This is a genomic window from Streptomyces sp. NH27 (genome assembly GCF_056859195.1).
In genome coordinates this window covers 1-798 of the sequence record NZ_JACEGK010001025.1, presented here as the reverse complement: position 1 = coordinate 798, position 798 = coordinate 1, and the positions used below count along the sequence as shown (strand labels likewise).

General features: G+C 76.6%; 1 protein-coding gene. It reads left to right on the top strand.

Annotation, left to right across the window (positions count from 1 at the left end):
* Window positions 1-119: 119 nt before the first annotated feature.
* Window positions 120-798 (top strand): helix-turn-helix domain-containing protein (locus AC13HU_RS37810; protein ID WP_483046528.1); only part of this gene is annotated, 679 nt, incomplete at its 3' end.

Genomic DNA, 798 nt, shown 5'->3' with positions numbered 1-798 from the left:
TCCTAGCGTGGCCGGGAAACGGGGCCGGGTGAGGGCGAGGGGTTGCCGTGGGGCAGTGGGAGCCGTTGGCGCAGCGTATTCCGATGGACATGCGGCGGCTTGCCACGCAGCTTCGCCGGATGAAGGACCGCAGCGGCCTGACGGTGCCGGCCCTGGCCGCGCGGACCGCGCAACCCGCCGAGTCATGGGAACGGGTCCTGGCCGGACGCCAGTTGCCGCCGCTGGACGCGGTGGAGGTGCTGGCACAGGCGAGCGGAGCCGACTACGCCCGGGTCGGCGAGCTGTGGCGGCTCGCGGAGAAGGCGAGCACCGGCACGGGCGACCGGGGCAGGGGCAAGGCGGTGCCGCACCCCGACCCGTTGGACCCGCTCGGCGTGGAGGAGGGGCTGCCGGGCCGCCGCCGGCAGTTCCTGTTGCTCGGCACGATCGGCCTGCTCGCGGTGGGCGCGCTGATCGGGGTCCTGCTGACGGCGGGACCCAGTACGGGCCGGGCCCCCGCGGGGCAGGCGGACCCGTCGCTGAGCGCGCCCACCGCACCTGGTGGCTCCGTACCCGCCCACGGTCACAAGCGCGGCGGCACCCCGCAGCCGTCGGGCCCGGGCGGCGCCACCACCGCCGGATCGGGTGACCGGCACCCCGGCGGTATGGACCAGCCCCTTACGGGTGGCGGCGACCCGTCGGCATCCGGCGCGGGCCAGGACGGGACAGCGGGTTCGGCGGGTTCAACCGGCTCGGCCGGGTCGGCAGGCACCTCCGCGACCGACACACCGGGCGGCAAGGGCGACCCCACCACCACGC